The organism is Xanthobacter sp. DMC12 (assembly GCF_056314105.1).
Genome location: NZ_JBQUYZ010000003.1, coordinates 132267 through 155222 on the forward strand (window position 1 = coordinate 132267; position 22956 = coordinate 155222).

The following is a 22956-nucleotide window of genomic DNA, read 5'->3' on the forward strand; positions in this document are numbered from 1 at the left end:
GCACCCTTCCTTGCCGGCACCGAGCCCGCTATCACCAACCCCATGAGCACGGGCGACACCGCCGACGACGCACCCGACAGGCCGCTGAAGCGCGGCTGGACCACCGGCACCTGCGCGGCCGGCGCGGCCAAGGCGGCGTTTGCGGCGCTGGTCACGGGCGCCTTTCCCGATCCGGTAGAGGTGGAGCTGCCCTCCGGCGCCCGCCCGGCCTTCGCCCTCGCCATGCACGCGCGCGACGCCGATAGCGCCACCGCCGGCATCGTGAAGGATGCCGGCGACGATCCGGACGTGACCCACGGCGCCCTCGTCCGCGCCACCGTGCGGCGCGGCGCGGCGGGCGCGGGCGTCACCTTCAAGGCCGGCGAAGGCGTCGGCACGGTGACGCGGCCGGGCCTGCCTATTCCGCCCGGCGAACCGGCCATCAATCCCGTGCCCCGCCGCATGATCGCCGCCGGCATCGCAGAGGTGGCCGCCGCTTATGGCGTCGCGGCCGATGCGGAGGTGGAGATTTCCATCGAGGATGGCGCCGCGCTGGCGCTGAAGACGCTCAACCCGCGCCTCGGCATCGTCGGCGGCCTGTCGGTGCTCGGCACCACGGGCATCGTCGTGCCCTATTCCTGCGCCGCGTGGATCCACTCCATCCATCGCGGCATCGATGTGGCCCGCGCCATGGGGCTCGACCATGTGGCCGGCGCCACCGGCTCCGCCTCCGAGGCGGCGGTGGCGAAGCTGCATGGGCTCGACGAGGTGGCCCTCATCGACATGGGCGATTTCGTCGGCGGCATGCTGAAATATCTGCACACGCACCCGGTGCCCAAGGTGACGGTGGCCGGCGGCGTCGCCAAGATGACGAAGCTCGCGCAGGGCTTCCTCGATCTGCACTCCAAGCGCGGCAGCGCTGATCTTCCCGCCCTCGCCCGCCTCGCCGCCGAGGCCGGCGCGGATGCCGATCTCTGTGCCCGCATCGCCGGGGCGAACATGGTGGCGGAGGCCTTCCAGATCGCGGGTGCAGCCGGCGTCCCGCTCGGTGATTGCGTCGCCCGCGCCGCCTGGGCCACCGCCGCCCGCGCCCTCGACCGGGCGGATGTGCTGCTGGAAATCACCGTCTTCGACCGCGACGGCACCCTTGTGGGCCGCGCGCCGCTGTCTCCCGCGCAACGCTGAGCGGCGGATCATTCACCGCCCCCGCGAAAGCGGCGGACATAGGCCGGGTCGTAGAGCGCGCTCTCGCGGAAATCCTCAGCCGCGAGCGCCCGCCCCACGAGAATCAACGCCGTGCGCGGGATGGGATCGGCGGCGAGCTTTTCGGCGATATCGCCGAGCGTGCCCCTCACCACCCGCTCGTTGGGCCACGTCGCCCGCGCCACCACTGCCGCCGGGCAGTCGGCGCCGAGCGCCGGCACCAGCTCCGCCACCACCTGATCCAGCGCATGGATGGCGAGATGGATGGCGAGCGTCGCCCCCGTGGCCGCGAACGTCGCCAGCTTCTCCGCCTCCGGCATGGCCGAGGCGCGGCCGGAGACGCGGGTGATGACGAGGCTCTGCGCCACCTCCGGCACCGTCAGTTCCCGCCCGAGCACGGAGGCCGCCGCCGCGAAGGCCGGCACGCCGGGCGTGAGCGTATAGGGAATGCCCCGCCGCTCCAGCCGCCGCACCTGCTCGGCCACCGCGCTGTAGACGGAGAGGTCGCCCGAATGCAGCCGCGCGACATCCTCGCCGGCCTCGAAGGCGCGAACATATTCCGCTTCGATCCGGTCGAGGTCGAGCGGCGCGGTATCGACGATCCGCGCGCCCGGCGGGCACCAGCCGAGCATTTCCGCCGGCACGATGGAGCCGGCATAGAGGCACACCGGGCAGCGGGCGATGAGATCGCGCCCGCGCATGGTGATGAGGTCCGCCGCGCCGGGGCCGGCGCCGATGAAATGGACGGTCACACCACGCCCTCCCGCCGCGCCAGCGCGCAGGTGACGGGGCCGAGGGCGAGGCGCGGGCCGATGAGCCGGCCGTTCGCCCCCGCCGCCGCCAGCGCGGCCGTTTCGGCAGCGGAGGGCACGCGCAGCAGCGCCACCACCCGCTCGGAATGGGTCTTCGCCCGACTGGAGGCGGCTTCCAGCTGGCTCTGCGGCACCAGCACCAGAGGCAGGCCGAGCAGCGCCGCCGCCTCGCTGATGCCGGCCTCCCCGCCCTTGATCGCCGGGGTGGCGACGAGGGACACGTCGTCCCGCCCAAGCTCGGCGCGCGCGAGGGCGGCGTCGAAGGCGGCGATCACCTCCTCCACCGACACCCCCCGCTTCGAGCCGATGCCGGCCACGATCATGCGCCCTCTCCCGCGTCCGGCGTCTCACCGGGCTTCACCCAGCACCATTGCGTCACCGGCATGGCCGGCCGCCAGCCCGTCATGCCCTTCACCGCCACCGACCGCGCCAGCGAAACGCGGGTCAGCGTGCCGCCGAGGCGGGCGTGGGCGGCGATCAGCAGCGCCTCGGTCTCCAAAGTCACCGCATTGGCCACCATCCGCCCGCCCGGCTTCAGCGCCTTGAGAGCCGTGTCGAACACGCCCGGCTCGCTGGCGCCGCCACCGATGAAGATCACATCCGGCGTGGGCAATCCCGCAAGGGCGCCCGGTGCCGCACCCTCGACGATCTTGAGATGCGGCACGCCGAGGCGCGACGCATTGCGGCCGATGCGGGCGGCGCGTTCCCCATTCCCCTCGATGGCGATGGCCGAGAGGGAGGGATGCGCCAGCAGCCATTCGATGGCGATGGAGCCCGCCCCCGCTCCGACGTCCCACAGCAATTCCCCCCGCCGCGGGGCGAGGGAGGAAAGGGTGAGCGCGCGCACCTCGCGCTTGGTGATCTGCCCGTCATGCTCGAACAGATCGTCCGCGAGGCCGGCCGCGAGGGGTAGGACGGGCGCGTCGGGCGCGGCCTTGACCTCCAGCGCCACCACGTTGAGGGCGGCCACGTCGTTCAGGTCGAACGCTTCGGCCGTGGCGCTGCGGATGCGCTCCGCCGGCCCGCCCAAGGCTTCCAGAACCGTGAGACGGGAGGCGCCGCAGCCATGGGCCGTGGCGAAGGCGGCCACCTGCGCCGGCCCCTCCCCGTCCGAGGTCAGCAGCAGCAGCTTTGCGCCGTCCTGCAGGAAGGGCCGCAGCCGCGCCAGCGGACGGCCGTGGAGGGAGAGGAGGTCCACCTCCTGCTGCGCCCAGCCGAGCCGCGCGGCGGCGAGCGCGAAGGCGGAGGGGGCGGGAAAGGCCGCCATCTCCTGCGCCGGCACATGGCGGGCAAGGCTCGCGCCGACGCCGTAGAGGAACGGGTCGCCCGAGGCGAGCACGCACACCCGCTGCCCACGCACGGCCAGCACGCCGTCGAGGCTGAAGGGGCTCGGCCACGCCCGCGCCTCGCCTGTCACAAGATCGCCGGCGAGGGCCAGGTGGCGCGCCCCACCGAACACAATGGCGGCGGCGGAGATGGCGGCGCAGGCGGCGGGGGAAAGGCCCTGCGCCCCATCCTCGCCGATGCCGACGATGGACAGCCAGCGCCCGGCCGGGGCAGTGTCGGCGGCGATGGAAACCCCTGCCTCAGCCATGAAACCCCACATCCTTCTCCTCGGCGGCACCGGCGATGCCCGCGCGCTCGCGACCCGGCTCGCGCCCCGCACGGACATCCGCGTCACGCTCTCGCTCGCCGGCCGCACCGAAAACCCGGCGCCGCAGCCGGTGCCGGTGCGCGTCGGCGGCTTCGGCGGGCCGTCCGGGCTGGAAGACTATCTCAAGGCGGAGGCCATCGCCGCCGTCATCGACGCGACGCATCCCTATGCCGCGCGCATGTCCTTCAACGCGGCGCTCGCCTGCGCTTCGGCCGGCGTGCCTCTCCTCGCGCTGCGCCGCGCGCCGTGGCAGGCGCAGGCGGGCGACCGCTGGCGCGAGGTGGCGGATGTTCCGGCCGCCGTGGCGGCGCTGGGGGAGGCCCCCCACCGGGTCTTCCTCGCGCTCGGCCGCAACGAGGTGCGCGCCTTCGAATCGGCGCCGCAGCACGCCTTTCTGGTGCGCAGCGTCGATCCCGTCACGCCGCCGCTCGCCGTGCCGCAGGCGGACTATGTGCTCGGGCGCGGGCCGTTCGGCGAAGCGGAGGATCACGCGCTGCTCAAGGCCCATGGCATCGACGCCATCGTCGCCAAGAACAGTGGCGGCAGCGCCACCTATGGCAAGATGGCGGCGGCGCGGGCGCTGGGCATCGAGGTGATCCTCATCGCCCGTCCGCCGGTGCCGGACGTGCCCGCCGTGGAGCGCCCGGCCGAGGCCGAGGCGTGGCTCGACGGCATCCTCACTCACGGCGCAGGCGCCGAGCGCGGCGCATAGACCAGGGGCGACATCCCCTCGCGCGGCACGATGCGGGTCTCGGCGGTGCCGATGAGCACGCAGGTGGCCATGTCCGCCCGCGCGGGATCGGCCTCCGCCAGCGTCGCGAGCGCGATGCGCTCGTCCGCCCGCCCCGCCGCCCGGCCGAACACCACCGGCACGCTCCCCGGCAGCTTTTCCCGCAGCAGCTCGAACGCGCGGCCGAGCTGCCAGGGGCGCGCCTTGCTGATGGGATTGTAGAGGGCGATCACGAAGCCCGCCTCGGCGGCGAGCGCGAGGCGCTTTTCCACCAGCGGCCAGGGCTTCAGATTGTCCGAGAGGGAAATGGCGCAGAAATCGTGTCCCAGCGGCGCACCGCAGCGGGCCGCCACCGCCAGCATGGCGGTGACGCCGGGCACGATCTCGACGTCCAGCGCCCGCCACTCGTCCGGGCCATGCTCGATGGCCTCGCACACCGCCGCCGCCATGGCGAACACGCCGGGATCGCCGCCCGAGACCATCGCCACCTTCGCCCCGGCCACGGCCGCCTCAAGGGCAGCGGACGCACGGCCGATCTCCTCGCGATTGTCGGAGGCGCGCCGCTCCTGCCCCGGCCGTTCCGGCAGACGGGCGAGATAGGGCATGTATCCGAACAGGATATCCGCCGCCGCCACCGCCTCGGCCGCCTCCGGCGTCATCTGCCGCGCCGCGCCGGGGCCGAGGCCGACCACGGTGAGCCGCCCGCTCACGCCGCGCGCTCCCAGCCGGGCACCAGCACGATGGCGAAATAGGGCGCCGGCCCCTCCGCACGCTCGGCGAGGGGAACGAGCGCGCAGTCGGCCATGGTGCCGCGCTCCACATAGACGGCCCGGTCGAGCCGACCCGCGGCGGCGAGCGCGCGGCGGATCTTCGGCAGGTTGCGCCCCACCTTCATGATGACCGCCGCATCCGCCTCCGCGAGGCGGCGGGCGAGTTCGGCCTCGTCAAGCGTGCCGGGCAGCACCATCAGCACGTCGTCGCCCTGCGCAATGGGTGCGCCGGCCTCGGACCAGCAGCCGGACATGCCGGTGACGCCGGGGATCACCTGCGTCTGGAACCGCCCGGCGAGACGCACATGGATGTGCATGTAGGAGCCGTAGAAGAGCGGGTCGCCCTCGCTCAGCACCGCCACCGTGCGCCCGGCCATGAGATGCTCGGCAACGGCGGAGGCGGAGGCGTCGTAGAAGGCGCCGATGGCCGTGCGATAGGCGTCATCATGCCGGTGGATTTCCGTGGTGACGGGATAGAGCAGCGGCAGCTCCACCGCGCCGGCCGGAAAGTGCGCCGAGGCCACCGTGCGGGCGTGGCTGACATTGCCGGCCTTGGCGAAATAGCCCACCACGTCCGCGCTCTGCAGCGCCTTCACCGCCTTGAGGGTGAGGAGATCGGGATCGCCCGGGCCGACGCCCACGCCGATGAGATGCCCCTTCACAGCCCGGCCCTCGCAAGCGCGTTCACAGCGGCGGAGGTGATGGCGCTGCCGCCGAGGCGCCCGCGCACGATGGCAAACGGCACGCCGCGCGGATCATCCGCCAGCGCATCCTTGGATTCCGCCGCCCCCACGAAGCCCACCGGCATGCCGAGGATGGCCGCCGGCTTGGGCGCGCCGCGATCCAGCATCTCCAGCAGGTGAAAGAGTGCGGTCGGCGCATTGCCGATGGCGACGACCGATCCGGCCAATTGGTCACCCCACAATTCCAGCGCGGCGGCGGAGCGGGTGGTGCCGAGCTTTTCCGCCAGCGCCGGCACCGCCGGATCGCGCAAGGTGCAGATCACCTCATTGCCGGCGGGCAGCCGCGCGCGGGTGATGCCGTGAGCCACCATCTGCGCATCACACAGGATCGGCGCGCCGGCCTGAAGCGCGGCGCGCGCGGCGGCGACCGCGCCGGGGCCGAACACGAAGTCCCGCGCTGCCTCCACGAGGCCGCAGGCGTGGATCATGCGCACCGCCACGTCCTCCTCCTCGGCCGAGAAGCGGGAGAGGTCGGCTTCCGCGCGGATGATGGCGAAGGAGCGCTCGTAGATGGCCGTGCCGTCGCGCACGTAATCGAGGGGAAGGGTCATTCTGCGCGGCTCGTCACGTCGTCTGTTCTGTTCGTTGCCGCGCCCGCCCACAGGCCCGCCGGATCGAGGCGGGCGAGGAGCGCGCGGGTGGTTTCGCCCGGCGCGCGCCGGGCCGCCAGCGTCGCGGCGAGGGAGCCGACGGCGGCGGGAAAATCCGCCGCCGGCCGCACCGGGCGCGCCGCGCCGGAGGCCGGGCCGTCATGCACCAGCGCGACGCCCGCGTCCATGCCCACGAAGGCGAGGCTCGCCGGCGCGGGATGGGCGCAGCCCTTGGTGCAGGCGGAGAGGTGGAGCGACACCGTGCCGTCCAGCAGCGGCGCGAACGCCTCCGCCAGAACCGGCGCCAGCGCGCGGGCCGGGATGTGGGCCGAGGCGCAGGCCGGCGCCCCGGCGCAGGCGGCAATGCGCGCGCGCGGATCGCCCGGAGCGGTGATGCAGCCGAGGGCGGCGATCCGCGCCGCGAAGGTGTCGGCGGCGCCGTCCGAAAGCCCGGTGGCGATGAGCGTGCGCTCCGGCGCGGGCCGAAGATCGCGCGCGCCGGCCGCGTCCACCGCAACGGCGATGGCCTCGAACTGCGCGGCATCGCCGGCCCCGAACGGCAGGCCGAAGCCGAAGGCCAGCGTGCCGTCGGCGAGCGGAATGCGCCCCAGCGGCGCCTTGGCTTCGGCGAGGCGCGCCCGGCCGCCGCAGCCGGGCAGATCGGTGGCGCGGGCGGCGCGGCCGAGATCGGCGATGGTGGAAAGTGCAGCCAGTGCCTCGGTCGCGGCCTCCGCTTCGGGCAGCGTGCGCGCGGGCCCATTGCCGATGGTCAGCGCCCAGTGCCCCGGCGCCGTCGCGACAAGCCGCACATCGGCCTTCTGCCCGGCGAGGCTGACGGCACCGCCGCCCTCCACCACCACCGACACCTTCGGCCCCAATTGCCCCGCCAGCGGCTGCGCCCCGGCGATGATCTCCGCGGCGAGCTTATGTCCGTCCGCAATCTCTGACGGGTCGAGCCCGCCCAGCGGCGAGACATCCACCGCCAGCCCGATGCGCGGGGTGATGCCGAGGGCGACCACCGCCACCTGCAGGGGGCCGACCGACCCGGCCGTCAGCCCGCGCACCTGGAGGCTGCCGCGCGCCGTCACCTCCATCATCCCGTTGCCGAAGCGGCGGGCGGCGTCCGCGAGACCACGCAGTTGCGCCGCGGAGAGCCGGCCATCGGCGGGGACGAGGCGCAGGATGAGCCCGTCCCCGGTCTCCATGGGGGCGAGGAAGGCCGGGCAGGCACCGCGACGGGTGGGGGGGATCGGCGTCATTCCGCGGCCTCCCGGCCCGCTTCGGCGCGGAGCGCGTCGAGATCGCTATCGAGATCGTTGCGCCGCGCATGCCACAGGCCGCGCCGCCGGGCATCGGCGAAGCGGCGGGCGATGGCGCGGGCGGCATCGGGGTTCTGCGCGAGGAGGAAGGCGCGCACCGCCGGATCGCCCAGATAGGCCGCGTGGAGACGGTCGAGCAGTGCGGAGGGCACCTGCTCCGTGGTTTCGGCGAAGGCGACGAGGCGGTCCACCGTCTCCGCCAGTTCCGATGCGCCGCGCGGGCCGTGGCGCATCTGGCCGGCGATGAAGCGGGCCGAGACGCGGCCGTGGACAAGCCGCGCTAGCGCCTCCTTCAGCGGCCGGGCGCGGGGACGGTCGGGGTCGGTGGTGTCGAGCACCACGAGATGGGCGGATCGCCCCAGCGCCGCGCCAGCCGCCGCGAAGCCGCCCATGAAAGCGGCATCCTCGCTGCCATCGAGCAGATCGCGGGCCGCATCGTCGGCGCCATGCACCAGCGCATCCGCTTCGGCGAGCCGCGCGGCGAAGAGGCCGGGCGCCGGGCGCGCCATCCCGTCCGCGCCGCCATAAGCGTGGGAGGCGGCGGCGAGATAGGCGGCGCCCAGCTCCTCCCGCGTCTCGAACGCGCCGCGCTGCAATTGCGCTTCGATGCCCGCGCCATAGGCGCCGGGGGCCGAGCCGAACAGGCGGGAGAGGTCCTCGCCCTTGCGACGAGCCTCGGCGAGCGGGTTTTCGCTCCCCTCCTCGTCGCGCGCCGCCACCGCGCGCACGGCGGCATCGAGCAGCGCGATCTGGGCGGGGAAGATGTCGCGGAACAGGCCGGAGATGCGGAAGGTGACGTCGATGCGCGGGCGGCCGAGCACGGCGGGAGGCAGCACCTCCACCCCCGTCACACGGCCGGTGGCCGCCTCCCACATCGGCCGGCAGCCGAGGAAGGCGAGGCCCTGCGCGATCTCCTCGCCGCCCGTGCGCAGGCTGGCGCTGCCCCACAGGTCCAGCACCAGCGCACGGGGCCAGTCGCCCTGTTCCTGCAGGATGAGTCGCAGCGCCTCGTCCGCCGCCTTGCGGGCGAGGTCGCAGGCGGTGGGGGTGGGCAGCGTGCGCGGATCGGCGGTGAACAGATTGCGCCCGGTGGGCAGCACGTCCCGCCGCCCCCGCGCCGGAGCACCGGCTGGCCCGGCCGGCACGAAGCGACCGTCGAGGGCGGTGAGCAGCGCGCGGGTTTCGGCGTCCGCCGAGGCGGCGCGCAGCGGGTCGGACTCGTCGTCCGGCGCGGCGCCGAAGATGTGCAGGCCGTCCTTCACCGCGAGGTCCTTCAGGTCGCACAGCCAGGCATCGATGCGGCGCAGGGCCTCGTCGGGGTCGGTCGCGGCGGAGACCCCGGCGGTGGCGGCGAGGCCGGTTTCGCTAGCGGTCTCGACGATAAGGCCGGCGAGACGTTCGCGGCGGCGGCGGTCGAGCCCGTCCGCCTGCGCATATTCATCCACCAGCCGCTCCAGCCGCTGCTCGGCCTCGCTCAGGCCCGCGCTCGCGAGGGGCGGCGGCAGATGGCCGATGGTGACGGCGGCGAGCCGCCGCTTCGCCTGCGCCGCCTCGCCGGGATTGGAGACGATGAAGGGATAGACCACCGGCAGCGCCCCCATCACGGCCTGCGGGAAACAGGCCGGTGTGAGCGCCACCGCCTTGCCCGGCAGCCATTCCAGCGTCCCGTGGGCGCCGAGATGGACCACCGCATGGGCATCGAGCCCGTTTCGCAGCCACAGGCCGAAGGCGAGCAGCCCATGGCGCGGCGGCAGGCTGGCGTCGTGATAATCCGCCCGCCGGTCGAGGCTGGCGCCGCGATCGGGCGCAAAAGCCAGCGTGATGTTTCCGGACCGGGCGAGGCGGAAGCGGAAGGCGCCGTCGCTTAAATCCGCATCGTCCTCCGGTGCGCCCCAGGCGGCGGTGACGGCGGCCTGCGCGGCTTCTGGCAAAGCGGCGAAGAGGCGGCGGTAGGTGTCCAGCGTCAGCGCCGGCTCGGGGCGGAAGGAGGCGAGAAGCGCCTTTGCATCATCTGGCACGCGTCCGGTGCCGTAGCCGGCTGCCGCGAGCGTTCCGAGCATGCGCCGCGCGCTCTCGGGCACGTCGAGGCCCACCGCATAGCCGGAGCGGCCTTCCGCGCCGGGATAATCCGGCAGGATCAGCGCGAGCCGCCGCTCCGCGGGGGGCGTCGCGGCGAGGCGCACCAGTGCCGCCGCGCGGTCGGCCACATGGGCCACCGCCTCCGGCTCCGGCCGGTTGAGCGCGGCGGTGAAGGCGAGGTCGGCATCGGGCGGGGCGAAATCCTTGAAGGAGAGCGCGCCGGCCAGCACGCGCCCGTCCAGCTCCGGCAGCACCACATGCATGGCGAGGTCCGCCGCCGAGAAGCCGCGCGGGCTGCCCGCCCACGCCTCCCGCGCCGTGGTGGCGGGCGCTGCTTGAAGCACGGGTGGTCCGCCCTCCGGGAAGAGTTCAGCCGCATCCCCCGCCGCGAAGGCGGTGGTGGTGAGGAGGATGGCGGGATCGAGCGCCGCCGTCGCCGCTTGCACGGCGGCGCGGGCCTCCGGCGCCTTCAGGCTGGGGACGAAGAGGCAATGGGCCGCGATGCCCCGCGACTCCAGCGCTTCCGCCAGCGCATCCACGGCGGCGGTGTCGGCGGCGAGCCATTGCGAGCGGTAGAAAAGGATGAGCGCGTTCGACCGTCCCTGCCCCGCCGCGCGCACCTCCTCCAGCGTGGCGAGGCCGGCGCCGGGGCGGTGGAAGGCGGTGGAAGGCACGGGGCGGGGAGCGGGGATGGGACAGGGCGCGGGAAAGCCCGCCGCGTCGCCCATGGCGGCGAGCAGGGCCGTCATGTTGTCCGGCCCCCCGGCGCGGAAATAGCCGAGCCAGCGCGCGAGCGTCGCTTCCGGCAGCGTGGAGAGGGCGGCGAGGCGGGGATCGTCCTGATCCTCGCCCGGCAGCAGCGCAAGGGCGATGCCGCGGGCGCGGGCCGTGGCGGCGAGCTGCTCGGCGCCATAGCGCCACCAGTCCAGCCCGCCGAGCTGGCGCACCAGCACCACTTTCGCTTTGGCCGCGACCTTCTCCACCCACAGATCCACCGACATGGGGTGACGCAGATCCTTCAGCCGCGCGAGGCGCAGGCTGGGAGCCGCACCACCACGCGCGCGCCACGCGGCGGAGAGGGCAATGAGGTCGCTGTCGGTGAAGGAGAGGGCCACCATGTCGCCGGGCGGCTGGGCGAGGTCGACCGGCTCGGCCAACGCCTCCAGGCTCGTCGATGTGGTGGCGAGGATATGCATGGGCTAGCCGAGGATGGCCTGCTCCACCGCCACGCGGTCGAAGCCCTTGAGGCCGATGACCACCAGCGCCCCGTGCCGCGCCTCGTCCGCGCCCCACGCGCGATCGAAATGGTGCGACACGCGCGGGCCGACCCCCTGCACCAGCAGGCGCAGCGGCTTGCCCGCGACGGCGGCGAAGCCCTTCACGCGCAGCACGTCCGGCGTCTCGGCCGCCTTCACCACGCGGGCCGCCAGCGCGGCGGGATCGGCGATTTCGGGCAGAGCGAGGACGATGCTCTCGAACTCGTCGTGGTCGTGGTCTTCCTCGTCGTCATGATGGGTGCGGCGGGCGTCGATGACGTCTTCCGCGCCGACGCCGAGGCCGAGCAGCACCGCCGGGTCCACCTTGCCGCCGGCGGCGCGCACCAGCTTCACCGCGCGCGGCAAAGCGCCGGCCACCGCCTGCTCCGCCGTGGCGAAGCCGGCCGCATCGAGCAGATCGGACTTGGAGAGGACGACGAGATCGGCGCAGGCGATCTGGTCCTCGAACACCTCTTCCACCGGGTCGTCATGGTCGAGACTTTCGTCCCCGGCCCGCTGCGCATCGAGCGCGGCGAGATCGGGCGCGACACGGCCTTCCGCCAGCGCCGGGCCATCAACCACCGCGATCACGCCGTCCACCGTCACCCGGCCCTTGATGGCCGGCCACTGGAAGGCCTGCACGAGGGGCTTCGGGAGCGCGAGGCCGGAGGTCTCGATGAGGATGTGGTCCACCTTCGGCGCGCGGGCGAGGATCTGGTCCAGTGCCGGCACGAAATCATCCGCCACGGTGCAGCACAGGCAGCCGTTGGCGAGTTCCACGATGCTGGTCTCGTCGCAGCTCTCGATGCCGCAGCCCTTCAGGATCTCGCCGTCGATGCCCACGTCGCCGAACTCGTTGACGATGACCGCGAGGCGCTTGCCGCCGGCATTCTCCAGCACATGGCGGATCAGCGTCGTCTTCCCGGCGCCGAGGAAGCCGGTGACGATGGTGCAGGGCACGCGGGCGAGCGAGGTCATCGGGTCTCCTTGCGGGTGAGCGGGGGAATGCGCGCGACCATGCCGCGCTTGAGCACGTCCGGCCGGCCGCGCCAGGGCATCAGGCCGTCTTCCGAGCCGGCGAGAAGCGCGGCGCCGGCGATGAGGTCGGCGGCGCTGTCGGGGGCGAGGTCGCCGAACACATAGGTCCAGCCGTCGCGGCGGACCATGGCGGCAGAGAGCGCGCGCTTGCAATTGGCGAGGCAAGAAACGCCCTCAACTGCAACACCTTCGGGGACGGACGTGGCGCAGGCGGAGGCAAGAAGGCGCGCGCCGTCGCGCTCGGCGTCAGGTGGGGCCTCGCTGCCTGCGGCGCGGCAGGTGGTGCAGATGAGGAGGGTGACGGCGGGAGCGGTTTCGCGGGCGGCTTCTGGCGTAGCTTGGGCCGCGCAGCCGATGTCCGGGCTTTCGCCGCCCGGCTCGGGTGCTGTGCTGTCGGGAATCGCGCCGCGCTCCACCGAAACGTCCACGGGTGCGAGCGCCCGCGCGTACGGGCTCGAAGGGACGCAATACCGGAGCACCCCGCCCGGCGCGGACCTCGTCGAAGGCAGGTCTCCTGGCTCGCGGATCACCGCCCCTGCCGCCTTCCCGGATTGCTCCAGTGGCGTCTGGCAGGGGCTCACCGCCGACAGTTGCGGGGGCAGCCGCGGCATTGGAGGCTCTTCACCCCCGCACCGCATTCCCTTTTACGCCCGTGTGGGACCACGGGACCTTCGACGCCGCCACTAAAGGCAGGGTGGGCGGGATTGTCAAATGAGGGGCGCGGAACGCTCTCGTGCCCCGGACCAGCGACGGCGCAGCCGGAGCGCAGACCCCGGCCCCAACGCAAGGGCCCGCCGCCGGCGCTTCAATATCCGGCTTTCTCGGGGTTTGCCCGCTGCGCGGAACTCGTTGCGCTGGGTCCCGGCTCTCCTTCCACGCCGCTACGCGGCGTTGCAGTCGGCCGGGATACGAGGGAGGTGTCTGCGCGAGAACCGGCCGAACGTCCTCTCCCCTTGCGGGAGAGGGCGGGGGTGAGGGGTCAGCGGCGGCTTCGCGAGGGAAGACGACCGACTGGCAGGCGGCGATATTTACCCCTCACCCTAACCCTCTCCCGCAAGGGGAGAGGGGACGCGCTTGTGCTGGGGGAAACAACAGCCCCCTGCCCTACCCCTCGATACGGTCGAAATCGGCGATGCCGCGGGTGGCGGCGCGGATTTCGTCGAGCAGCTTCAGGCGGTTCTCGCGCAGCGCGGGATCGGCGTCGTTCACCGTCACGGCGTCGAAGAAGGCATCCACCGGCTGGCGCAGGTCCGACAGCGCGGTCATGGCAGCCTCGAAATCCTCGGCAGCGACGGCCTTGGAGACGCGGGCCTTCACATCGTCGATGGCGGCGGCGAGGTGCTCCTCGGCCGGCTCCTTGAGCAGCGCGGCGACGGTGGGGCCGGCGAAGGCGCGGCCGTCCTTCTTCTCCTCGATGCGCAGGATGTTCACGGCGCGGCGATAGCCGGCGAGGAGGTTCCTGCCGTCCTCGGTGGCGAGGAAGGCCGCTAGCGCCTCCACGCGACGGACGACGAGGAGGAGGTCGTCCTGCCCTTCGAGGGCGAAGACGGCATCGACGAGATCGTGACGGGCGCCACGGTCGCGGAGGTAGACTTTTAAGCGTTCAACAACAAAAGAAAAGAGCTCACTCGAAATATCGCTTGAGTGAACACGCTTCATCTCCTCCACAAATTCCTGGATTTGCTGCTCGGTCAGATTCCCATACATTTCCGGTCGAACATACGTCCCGAATTTAAGCTGGACATGACCGTCAGTAACCCGATGCAGATACAACCTTTCACGCGCTTGGTTAGCAAACTCGGATCTCAGTTTCAAATAAAGTCCATTTTCAACTATGATCCGGACGATGCCTAGAGCGGCACGACGCAGCGCATAAGGGTCTTTCGAACCGGAAGGCAGTTCACGAATTCCCCAGAAGCCCACCAGCGTGTCGATCTTGTCGGCCAGCGCCACGGCCACCGAGACCGGCGCGGTCGGCACGCGGTCGTTGGGCCCCTGCGGCTTGTAATGCTCCTCACAGGCGGCGGCGACTTCCGGGGGCAGGTTCTCGCCCTGCGCATAATAGCGGCCCATGAGGCCCTGAAGCTCGGGGAACTCGCCCACCACTTCGGTGAGCAAATCCGCCTTCGCCACCAGCGCGGCCTCCTCGGCCAGCGCCACCGGCGCGCCGACCTTGGGGGCGAGCTCCTTGGCGAGGCGGACGATGCGCTCGATGCGCTCGGCCTGGGAGCCCAGCTTCTCGTGGAAGGTGATGGACTGGAACTTGGGCATGCGGCTGGCGAGGCCGTTCAGCCGGTCCGTGTCCCAGAAGAATTTCGCGTCCGAGAGGCGGGCGCGGATGACGCGCTCGTTGCCGGCGACGATGGCTGCGCCGCCGTCCGAGGCGACGAGGTTCGAGATGAGGATGAAGCGGTTGGCGAGGCGCCCGGTCCTGGGGTCCTTCAGCACGAAGCACTTCTGGTTGGCGCGGATGGTGGCGCGGATCACCTCGTCCGGAATGTCGAGAAAGCGCTCCTCGAACGATCCCATCAGCACCACGGGCCATTCCACGAGCCCGCACACCTCGTCGAGCAGCCCCTCGTCCTCCACCAGCTCGAGGCCGGCGGCGAGCGCGAGGTCCTTGGCGTCGTTGAGGATGATTTCCTTGCGGCGGTCGCGGTCGGCCACAACCTTGGCGGCCTCCAGCTTCGCCATCCAGTCGTCCAGCCGTTTCACGGTGAAGGGCTCGGGCGCCAGGAAGCGGTGGCCGCGGGTGACGTTGGAGGCCTCGATGCCGTCCACGGAGAAATGCACCACCTCCGGCTCGTCCCCCTCCGCCCCGAAGGTGGCGACGATGGAATGGAGCGGGCGCACCCAGCGCAGCGTGCCGGTTCCCCAGCGCATGGACTTCGGCCAGGGGAACTTGCGGATGATGTCCGGCACGATCTCGGCCACTACCTCGGTGGTGGCGCGGCCGGGCTTTTCCACCACGGCCACGTAGAAATCGCCCTTCTTGGGGTCGGACTGGATGGTCGCCTGATCGAGGGAGGCGAGGCCCGCCGCCTTCAGGAAGCCGGCCACCGCCTGCTCGGGCGCGCCCACGCGCGGCCCCTTCTTCTCTTCCTTCTGGTCCGCCTGACGGCCGGGCAGGCCGTGGACGGCCAGCGCGAGGCGGCGCGGCGTCACGAAGGCTTTTGCGCCCTCATAGAGCAGGCCGCGCTCCACCAGAGCGTCGGTGACGAGCTTCTTCAGCGCGTCGGCCGCCTGGGCCTGCATGCGGGCGGGGATTTCCTCGGAGAAGAGTTCGAGCAGAAGATCAGGCATCGGTTCGGGCTCGTCCTCCCCATGCGGGGAGGCTGGCGCTTGCGCGCGGCGGGTGAATTTCGGGGCCTGTGCTAGTTCGTTTCGGCCGCCGCGTCGAGGGGGCGGGCTCAGTCGAGGGACCGGCCGCGCATCTCCTTGAGCCCCAGCGCGGCGAGGAAGGCCACGATGCCGCCGCCGATCATGTAGAAGGCCGGGGCCATGGCATCGCCGGTGAGACTCACCAGCAGCACCGCCACCATGGGGGCCGTGCCGCCGCCGAGGCCGAGGCCGAGATTCCAGCTCAGCCCCACCGCCGTGCAGCGGGTGTGGCGGGGAAACATCTCCACCAGCGCCACCGCGATGGGCCCGCCATAGATGGAGACGATCACAGCGAAGCCGAGCTGTCCCAAAAGCGCCAGCCCCGTCGAGCCGGACTGCAGCAGCAGGAACAGCGGCCAGGTGAAGACGGCAAGGCACAGAAATCCGCCGACGATCAGCGGCTTTCGGCCGATGCGGTCGGAGAGCGCGGCAAAGCCGAGGCAGCCGGCCATCACCACCGCCATGCTCACGGCGTTCAGCTCCAGCGCCACATGGGGCGTGAAATGCTCCTGCTGCTGGAGCCATGTGGCGAGATAGACGAAGGAGAGGTAATAGGCGATGCCCAGCACGATGTTGATGAGCGTCGCCCGCAGGATGCTGCCGCCATTCTCGCGGAAGGCTTCCACCACCGGCAGGGTGGGCCGATGCACCGGCTTTACGTCCCGCGCCACCGTCCGGCGCAGGATCAGCGCGAAGCCGCCGAGCAGGCATCCGAGCAGGAAGGGGATGCGCCAGCCCCAGGCGGCGAGATCGTCCGCCGACATGAGGCCGGAGACCAGCGCCCCCACCGCCGAACCCAGCAGCATCCCGCCGTTGCAGCCGACGATGACCAGCGAGGTCACCGCCCCGCGCCAGCGCACCTGCGCGTTCTCGGCCAGGAAGACGGCGGAGGTCATGTATTCCCCGCCCACCGAGAGCCCCTGCGCGAGGCGCAGCACCAGAAGGAGCACGGCGGAGAGCACCCCGGCCGTCTCATAGGTGGGCAGAAGCCCGACGCAGAAGGTGGAGATGCTCATGAGCGCGGCGGACGACATGAGCGCCGCGCGCCGGCCCATCCGGTCACCGATGTGGCCGAACAGCACCGAGCCGAGCGGCCGCATGAGGAAGGAGGCAGCGAACACGCCGAACACCGACAGCATGGCCGCCGTGGGGCTGGTCTCGGGGAAGAAGTTGCGGGCGAAGATGCTGGCGAGGAAGCCATAGACGGCAAAGTCGTACCATTCCAGCACATTGCCGAGCATGCCGGCCGCCATCAGCCGCCGGGAGAGAACGGGCGCGCCCTGCGGCGCCATGCCTCCGGAGAAGTCGTCCGCCTGCGTATGCGCTATGCTGCTCATGGATTCCGCCCCCGCTCAGCTCAAGCGTTAGGTCTATTCGGAAGGCGCGTCCAGCACCCGGCCGCGCCGTTCGGTCAGCGCCGCGACGCCCACCAGCGCGACGGCCGCCAGCAGCATCAGGTGGACCGCCGGGGCCATGGTGAGGCCGAGGCCCTTCACGAAATAGGTGGCGAGCATGGGCGCGAAGCCGCCTGAGACGCCGATGCCGAGATTCCAGGCAAAGCCCATGGCGCTGCAGCGCACCGGCGTCTCGAACAATTCCACCAGCAGCGCCGGCAGCGGGCTCGTCACCGCGGCGGCCAGCACCGAGAAAACGATCTGAGCGGCCAGCACTTCCATCGGGCTGCCGCCGCGCAGCAGCAGGAAGAGCGGCCAGGACAGAAGGACGAAGCCGGACAGCCCCGTCGCCACGATCCGCCGCCGGCCGATACGATCCGACAGGGCGCCGAACAGCAGGCAGCAGGTGACCGACACGATCAGCGCGAGGGTGGTGAAGGCAAGGGCGGTCGCGGGGGCGAGGCCGGCCTCCTGCTCCATATAGGTCGGCAGGTAGACGAACAGGAGATAGGTGTCGGCGCCGACGAAAAGCGTCACCAGCATGGCGGCGAGGATGGCGCCGCCGGCCTCGCGGAAGGCCCGCTTCAGCGGCAGCCCCTTGGCCTTGCTGCCGCCCCGGTCGCCGGGCCGGGGCCGGCGCAGCAGCAGCGCGATGATGCCGAGCACCGCTCCCAGCAGGAACGGCACCCGCCAGCCGAACGCCAGCATCGCCTCAGCCGAGAGAACCGCACTCAGCACTGCGCACACGCCGGAGCCCAGCAGCGTCCCCGTCTGCCCGCCCGCCGTGGAGAAGGCCGCCGTGAGGCCGCGATGGCGGGGCACGGCGTGCTCGGCGAGATAGATGGAGGAGGTGGTGTATTCCCCGCCGATGGAGAGCCCCTGCAGCAGCCGCAGGATAAGGAGCAGCAAAGGGGCGAGAAAGCCGGCTGTGGCGTAGGTGGGCAACAGGCCGATGCCCACCGTGGCGCAGCTCATCACCGACACCGAGGCGATGAGGGCGATGCGGGGGCCGAACCGGTCGCCCACATGGCCGAACAGGATCGCTCCCAGCGGGCGCATCAGGAAGGCCGCGCCGAACAGGCCGAAGGCGGAGATGAGCCCCACCAGCGCATCCTCGGCGGGAAAGAAGGTGCGGGCGAAGATGGGGGCGAGGAAGCCGTAGGAGGCGAAGTCGTACCATTCCAGCAGATTGCCGATGCCCCCCGCCGCAAGCAGGCGCGGCGACGCCCCCGCTGGCCCCGCCTCCTCGGGCGGCGTGAGGCCGGGCAGGTCGCGTCTCCCGGCATCGGTGGCGGTCATGGCGTGTCCGGACGGGCAGTTGCGGCTCCGCTTGAGCTATCACCCGCGCGGCGGTCGGGGCAATCCCTTACCGCTCAGCCCCTCAGGCAGCAGCGCCGCCGCCGGCCGTCTTCAGCCAGGCCGCGCCGCAGGCCTTGGCCAGTTCGCGCACGCGCAGGATGTAGCTTTGCCGCTCGGTCACGGAGATCACGCCGCGCGCGTCGAGCAGGTTGAAGACGTGGGAGGCCTTGATGCACTGGTCGTAGGCCGGCAGGGCCATCTCGTGGGTCTCGCCCTTGTCGCCGAACGCCAGATACTTGTGGCAGGCCGCCTCGGCCATGCGGAACTGCTCGAACAGCATGGCGGTGTCGGCGGCCTCGAAATTGTGCCGCGAATATTCCTGCTCCGCCTGGAGGAAGACGTCGCCGTAGGTGGTCTTCTCGGCGCCTTCGCGGCCGTTGAAATTCAGGTCGTAGACGTTCTCCACGCCCTGCACATACATGGCGAGGCGTTCCAGGCCGTAGGTCAGCTCGCCGGAGACCGGCGAGCACTCGAAGCCCGCGACCTGCTGGAAGTAGGTGAACTGCGACACCTCCATGCCGTCGCACCAGCATTCCCAGCCGAGGCCCCAGGCGCCGAGCGTCGGGCTCTCCCAGTCGTCCTCCACGAAGCGCACGTCGTGCAGCTTCAGGTCCACGCCGATGGCCGCCAGCGATTGCAGGTACAGCTCCTGCAGGTTCTCCGGCGAAGGCTTCAGGATGACCTGGAACTGGTAATAATGCTGGAGCCGGTTGGGGTTCTCGCCATAGCGGCCGTCCTTGGGGCGGCGGGAGGGCTGCACATAGGCGGCCTTCCAGTGCTTCGGGCCGAGCGCGCGGAGCGTCGTCGCCGGGTGAAAGGTGCCGGCGCCCACTTCCATGTCGTAGGGCTGGAGCACGACGCAGCCCTGGTCCGCCCAGAATCGCTGAAGGGTCAGGAGCAGCGCCTGGAACGAACGGTCGGGGCGCATGTGGGCGGGAAGGCTCGGGTCGATCATTTCAAGAAAGCTCGCAGCAACGTGACCCCGGCGTGCCCTCCCCGGCGGCGCGGGACGAGGGGGCCTCAGGCGCGCGGACACTAGGCAGAGGGCGGCGCGAATGCAACGTGGCCGCGGCAAGTTCGCTTTCGCCGGCTCAAAATCGACTGAACCGAAATGCGGTTTCCGCGGTTGTCATGCCGTGCAGTCAATTGGAGGGAGACCCCGCATGAGCATCGCGAAGTACGCCATCCCCGTCGCCGCCGCCGCTTTCATCGCCATGACCGGCGCCGCGGGCGCGCAGTCCGGCACCGCGCCCGGCAAGAACACGCAGAGCGGCCCGGCGCAGGAAGGTGGCCGCACCCAGGCCACCCCCGGCCCGAGCGGCAGCGGCATGACCGCCCCGACTCCGGGCGTGCCGTCCACCCCGCGCTCGGGCATGTCCGCCGGCCAGGATACCCACAAGGGGCCGGCGCAGGAGGCAGGCCGTACCCAGGCTACGCCGGGCGCCTCGTCCACCGGCAACGGCCCGGCCATGGACACCACCGGAACCGTCACGCCGCGCTCGGGCATGGCGCCCGGCCAGGATCCGCACAAGGGCCCGGCGCAGGAAGGCGGCCGCACGCAGGCGACGCCCGGCGGCACGCGCTGAACGGGCTGAGCACAGAAAAAAGCCCCGGAGCGACGCTCCGGGGCTTTGCCTTGATGTGATGCCCGATCAGCCGCGGGTTCGGGCGCGCACCATGAAGTCGTCATACGTGAACTCGACGATCTGCCACCACAGATAGGCGTTGTTGCGGAACGTCTTCATGTCCTCGTAGATCTTCTTGAAGTCCTCGTTCTTGCCGCCGATTTCCTCATAGAGCTGCTGGGAGGCCTTGTAGGCGGCGTCCATTACGTCGCTGGGATAGCGGCGCAGCTGGGTGCCGGCCTTCACGAGGCTCTGCACCGACACCGGGTTCTTGGCATCGTAGCTCGCGAGCATGCTCTCGTTGGCCTGCGCCATGGCGGCGGTGAGGATCGACTTGTAGTTCTTCGGCAGCTCGGCGAGCTTGTCCTGGTTGACGAAGAAGTTGAGGGCGGCGGAGCCCTCCCACCAGCCGGGGAAGTAGTAATACTGCGCGACCTTGTAGAGGCCGAGCTTCTCGTCATCATACGGGCCGACCCACTCGGCCGCGTCGATGGTGCCCTTCTCCAGCGCGGGATAGATGTCGCCGCCCGCGAGCTGCTGCGGCACCACGCCGAGCTTGGCGAGCACCTGGCCGCCGATGCCGGCGATGCGCATCTTGAGGCCCTTGAGGTCCTCGACCGTCTTGATTTCCTTGCGGAACCAGCCGCCCATCTGGCCGCCGGTGTTGCCGCCCGGGAACATCACGACGCCGTACTTCTTGTAGAACTCGTTCAACAGGTTCATGCCGTTGCCGAACAGGAACCAGGCGTTGATCTGGCGGGCGTTGAGGCCGAACGGCACGGCGGTGCCGAGGCCGAAGGTCGGGTCCTTGCCCACGTAGTAATAGGACGCCGAGTGGCACATCTCGACGGTCTTGTTGGTGGTGGCGTCGAGGGCCTGCAGGCCGGGGACGATTTCGCCCGCCGCGAACACCTGAATCTGGAACTTGCCGTCGGTCGCGTCAGCCACCTGCTTCGCCATCAGCTCGGCGGCGCCGTAAATGGTGTCGAGGGACTTGGGGAAGGACGACGTGCAGCGCCACTTCACTTCCGGCGCCGACTGCGCGATCGCCGGCATGGCCACGGCTGCGGAAGCGGCGACACCCGCGCTGGCGGCGGTGAGGAACTCACGGCGTTTCATGGAGAACTCCCTGGGGCTCTTTCAACGCAGCGCCGCTTCTAAAGGCGGGCCGTCGTACCGCTTTTAGAGCAGCCGCCCCTCCGGCTCAACGCAGAGGAAGGGATGAAACGCAGCCCGCCGGGGAAAAAATGCCCCGGCGGCTCAAAATCACGGCACCGCATCGGCAGGTGCCGCCCGAGGCTCACTCGATGACGATGCGCGGCGCCTGCCGGGTCTGGGCGGCGGCCTTGTCCAGGGCCGCCTTCACGCCGGTCGCCACGTGTCGGTACGCGTCCGCCTGCGGGCTGTCGGGATCGGAGACGAGGATCGGCAGGCCGGCATCCGACATTTCCCGGATGCGCATGTGGAGCGGGATCTCGCCGAGGAACGGCACGCCCATCTTGTCCGCCTCCGCATGGGCGCCGCCATGGCCGAAGATGTCGGACCGCCCGCCGCAATGGGGGCAGACGAAGTGCGACATGTTCTCGACCACGCCAAGGATGGGCACGTTCACCCGCTCGAACATGGCGACGCCGCGCCGGGCGTCGATGAGCGCCAGATCCTGCGGGGTGGAGACGATGACCGCGCCGGCAAGGTTCACCTGCTGCGCCATGGTGAGCTGTGCGTCGCCGGTGCCGGGGGGCATGTCCACCACCAGCACGTCGAGCGGCCCCCACTTCACGTCCTTCAGCATCTGGGAGATGGCGGACATGACCATGGGGCCGCGCCAGATCATCGGCGTGTCTTCCTCCACGAGGAAGCCGATGGACATCAGCTGAAGGCCGAAATTCTCCAGCGGCAGCATGGTCTTGCCGTCCGCGGTGGTCTCCGGCTTCTGGGCGACGCCGGTGAGGCGCGGGACCGAGGGGCCGTAGATGTCGGCATCGAGCAGGCCGACCTTCAGGCCGAGATCGCGCAGCGCAAGGGCGAGATTGATGGAGGTGGTGGACTTGCCCACGCCCCCCTTGCCCGAGGCCACGGCGATGATGGAGGCAACGCCCGGCACGGCGATGCCGCGCGGCGCAGGGGCTCCTCCATGGGCGTGCCCGTGACCGTGGCCGTGGCTGTGCGCGGCCGGGGCCGCCGGCGCCTGCTTGCGCTCGGCCGTGAGGGTGACGAGAGCCGAGGCAACGCCCGGCAGCGCCTTCACCGCGTTCTCGGCGGCGATGCGCACATCCTCCCACGCCCGCGCCTGGGTCGGATCGATGTTGATGGAGAGATACACCTTGCCCGACGTGACCACGACGCCGGACAAGGCCGGCGAGACGGACAGCGCCACGCCCTCGGGCGTGCGCACCTTGGCCAAAGTGGAACGAACGGTGTCCTCGGAAAGCTCGGCCGTGTGGCTCATCATGTCACTCAACTCCCCGGCCGGGCGACGCGCATCTGGGGCAGGCGCGGAGGCCGGACTGGAATGATTTGAAATCATCTTCTGATTCGCACGAGAGCCGGCGACTGCAAAGCCCGACATATGAGCGCTGATTAAACGCTAGGCAGCACAGCCTTCGTCTCTCGAGGCTTCTTTTAGTCCGGCTGTTGCGGAAGGGCCAGACTTCCATTATTCATGAAATATGGAATTAAAGCAGGCCGTCCCGGTCTTTTCCGCCCTCGCCCATGAGGGCCGCCTCAGCGCGCTGCACCTCCTCGTGGAGGCGGGACCGGCGGGGCTTGCGGCCGGCGAAATGGCCCGCCGGCTCGGCATTCCCGCGAATACGCTTTCCGCCAGCCTTTCCGTGCTCGCCCATGCGGGGCTCGTCTCGTCGCGCCGCGACGGCCGTTCGATCATCTATGCGGCGCAGTTCGAGACGGTGGGCGATCTCATCGGATTCCTCACCGACCAGTGCTGCGAGGGCCGGCCCGAACTGTGCGCGCCCGCCGGCGTCGAAGCCGGTGCCTGCGCCCCGAAGCCGCCCCCGGGACCATAGG

20 protein-coding genes and 1 riboswitch are annotated in these 22956 nt (G+C 71.2%); of the genes, 4 read left to right on the top strand and 16 right to left on the bottom strand.

Translation table 11 applies throughout. The features are described 5' to 3' along the window. Nucleotides 1–42: 42 nt before the first annotated feature. Nucleotides 43–1164, top strand: coding sequence for a cobalt-precorrin-5B (C(1))-methyltransferase (locus ACT535_RS13750; protein ID WP_476364812.1), 1122 nt, complete (start codon nt 43–45; stop codon nt 1162–1164). An 8-nt stretch (nt 1165–1172) separates the two neighbouring features. Here the strand turns inward: ACT535_RS13750 and cobM are convergent, their stop codons facing one another. The 3 genes from cobM to cbiE are packed head-to-tail and all read right to left on the bottom strand — an operon-like array spanning nt 1173 to nt 3588. Then, complete coding sequence (gene cobM, locus ACT535_RS13755; protein WP_476364813.1) at nt 1173–1934, bottom strand: precorrin-4 C(11)-methyltransferase; 762 nt, start codon at nt 1932–1934, stop codon at nt 1173–1175. Next, a complete protein-coding gene (locus ACT535_RS13760; protein ID WP_168458919.1) occupies nt 1931–2317 on the bottom strand; it encodes a cobalamin biosynthesis protein in 387 nt (128 codons plus the stop codon). Before ACT535_RS13760 ends, cobM begins: the two co-directional genes overlap by 4 nt. Next, nucleotides 2314–3588, bottom strand: a complete 1275-nt coding sequence (gene cbiE, locus ACT535_RS13765; protein WP_476364814.1) for a precorrin-6y C5,15-methyltransferase (decarboxylating) subunit CbiE — start codon at nt 3586–3588, stop codon at nt 2314–2316. The genes ACT535_RS13760 and cbiE overlap by 4 nt, the downstream gene beginning before the upstream one ends. Here cbiE and ACT535_RS13770 point away from each other — a divergent pair. Further along, nucleotides 3587–4360, top strand: coding sequence for a cobalt-precorrin-6A reductase (locus ACT535_RS13770; RefSeq protein WP_476364815.1), 774 nt, complete (start codon nt 3587–3589; stop codon nt 4358–4360). The two genes, cbiE and ACT535_RS13770, sit on opposite strands and share 2 nt — an antisense overlap. Here ACT535_RS13770 and ACT535_RS13775 read toward each other — a convergent pair. From ACT535_RS13775 to ACT535_RS13825, 11 genes are all read right to left on the bottom strand, one after another. Beyond that, nucleotides 4330–5088, bottom strand: a complete 759-nt coding sequence (locus ACT535_RS13775) for a precorrin-3B C(17)-methyltransferase (RefSeq protein ID WP_476364816.1) — start codon at nt 5086–5088, stop codon at nt 4330–4332. The genes ACT535_RS13770 and ACT535_RS13775 overlap by 31 nt on opposite strands. Beyond that, complete coding sequence (locus ACT535_RS13780; RefSeq protein WP_476364817.1) at nt 5085–5810, bottom strand: precorrin-2 C(20)-methyltransferase; 726 nt, start codon at nt 5808–5810, stop codon at nt 5085–5087. The genes ACT535_RS13775 and ACT535_RS13780 overlap by 4 nt, the downstream gene beginning before the upstream one ends. After that, nucleotides 5807–6442 (bottom strand): precorrin-8X methylmutase, encoded by a 636-nt coding sequence (locus ACT535_RS13785; RefSeq protein WP_476364818.1) that lies wholly within the window; start codon nt 6440–6442, stop codon nt 5807–5809. Before ACT535_RS13785 ends, ACT535_RS13780 begins: the two co-directional genes overlap by 4 nt. Then, the gene (gene cobG, locus ACT535_RS13790; RefSeq protein WP_476364819.1) at nt 6439–7740 is read right to left on the bottom strand and encodes a precorrin-3B synthase; all 1302 of its coding nucleotides are present in this window, start codon (nt 7738–7740) and stop codon (nt 6439–6441) included. Before cobG ends, ACT535_RS13785 begins: the two co-directional genes overlap by 4 nt. Then, nucleotides 7737–11075, bottom strand: coding sequence for a cobaltochelatase subunit CobN (cobN, locus tag ACT535_RS13795; RefSeq protein WP_476364820.1), 3339 nt, complete (start codon nt 11073–11075; stop codon nt 7737–7739). The genes cobG and cobN overlap by 4 nt, the downstream gene beginning before the upstream one ends. 3 nt (nt 11076–11078) lie before the next feature. After that, nucleotides 11079–12113 carry a cobalamin biosynthesis protein CobW gene (gene cobW, locus ACT535_RS13800; RefSeq protein ID WP_476364821.1) on the bottom strand — a complete coding sequence of 345 codons (1035 nt, stop codon included), beginning with the start codon at nt 12111–12113 and terminating at the stop codon, nt 11079–11081. Beyond that, nucleotides 12110–12601 (bottom strand): DUF1636 family protein, encoded by a 492-nt coding sequence (locus ACT535_RS13805; protein ID WP_476364822.1) that lies wholly within the window; start codon nt 12599–12601, stop codon nt 12110–12112. The genes cobW and ACT535_RS13805 overlap by 4 nt, the downstream gene beginning before the upstream one ends. A 59-nt stretch (nt 12602–12660) precedes the next feature. After that, a riboswitch (cobalamin riboswitch) is annotated at nt 12661–12861 on the bottom strand. Nucleotides 12862–13277: 416 nt separating this feature from the next. After that, nucleotides 13278–15476: a glycine--tRNA ligase subunit beta gene (gene glyS, locus ACT535_RS13810; protein ID WP_476364823.1), complete on the bottom strand. Its 2199-nt coding sequence runs from the start codon at nt 15474–15476 to the stop codon at nt 13278–13280. Nucleotides 15477–15583: 107 nt separating this feature from the next. After that, nucleotides 15584–16891 (bottom strand): MFS transporter, encoded by a 1308-nt coding sequence (locus tag ACT535_RS13815; RefSeq protein ID WP_168458929.1) that lies wholly within the window; start codon nt 16889–16891, stop codon nt 15584–15586. A 33-nt stretch (nt 16892–16924) separates the two neighbouring features. After that, complete coding sequence (locus ACT535_RS13820) at nt 16925–18247, bottom strand: MFS transporter (protein ID WP_476364824.1); 1323 nt, start codon at nt 18245–18247, stop codon at nt 16925–16927. 82 nt (nt 18248–18329) lie between these two features. Then, the gene (locus tag ACT535_RS13825; protein WP_210254527.1) at nt 18330–19235 is read right to left on the bottom strand and encodes a glycine--tRNA ligase subunit alpha; all 906 of its coding nucleotides are present in this window, start codon (nt 19233–19235) and stop codon (nt 18330–18332) included. Between the two features lie 235 nt (nt 19236–19470). Here ACT535_RS13825 and ACT535_RS13830 point away from each other — a divergent pair, with 235 nt between their 5' ends. Further along, entirely contained in the window at nt 19471–19893 is a 423-nt protein-coding gene (locus ACT535_RS13830) for a hypothetical protein (protein WP_168458932.1), read from the top strand. 66 nt (nt 19894–19959) lie between these two features. Here ACT535_RS13830 and ACT535_RS13835 read toward each other — a convergent pair whose 3' ends face one another. Beyond that, the gene (locus tag ACT535_RS13835) at nt 19960–21051 is read right to left on the bottom strand and encodes a TRAP transporter substrate-binding protein (protein WP_168458933.1); all 1092 of its coding nucleotides are present in this window, start codon (nt 21049–21051) and stop codon (nt 19960–19962) included. Between the two features lie 181 nt (nt 21052–21232). Further along, nucleotides 21233–22384 (bottom strand): Mrp/NBP35 family ATP-binding protein, encoded by a 1152-nt coding sequence (locus tag ACT535_RS13840; protein ID WP_476364825.1) that lies wholly within the window; start codon nt 22382–22384, stop codon nt 21233–21235. A 217-nt stretch (nt 22385–22601) separates the two neighbouring features. Between ACT535_RS13840 and ACT535_RS13845 the strand changes: the two genes are divergently transcribed. Further along, nucleotides 22602–22955: an ArsR/SmtB family transcription factor gene (locus tag ACT535_RS13845; protein WP_476364826.1), complete on the top strand. Its 354-nt coding sequence runs from the start codon at nt 22602–22604 to the stop codon at nt 22953–22955. Nucleotide 22956: the final 1 nt, after the last annotated feature.